The organism is Pseudomonas sp. SIMBA_041 (genome assembly GCF_046535095.1).
Taxonomy (GTDB): domain Bacteria; phylum Pseudomonadota; class Gammaproteobacteria; order Pseudomonadales; family Pseudomonadaceae; genus Aquipseudomonas; species Aquipseudomonas mucoides.
Genome location: NZ_JAWRXJ010000846.1, coordinates 1 through 241, shown reverse-complemented (window position 1 = coordinate 241; position 241 = coordinate 1). Strand labels below are relative to the sequence as shown.

Genomic DNA, 241 nt, shown 5'->3' with positions numbered 1-241 from the left:
CCCTGGTCGTCGCGACCCTGGGTACTGCGCGTGACGCCCAGCTGCTGGACACCCTCGAAGGCGAGAAGAAAGACCCCTTCATGCTGCACTACAACTTCCCGCCGTTCTCGGTGGGCGAGTGTGGCCGCATGGGCGGTGCTGGCCGTCGTGAAATCGGCCACGGCCGTCTGGCCCGCCGTTCGGTACAGGCCATGCTGCCTGCCGCCGACGTGTTCCCGTACACCATTCGTGTGGTATCGGA

General features: G+C 66.0%; 1 pseudogene. It reads left to right on the top strand.

The features are described 5' to 3' along the window. A pseudogene (locus SB725_RS33525) lies at positions 1-241 on the top strand (polyribonucleotide nucleotidyltransferase); the annotation flags it as partial.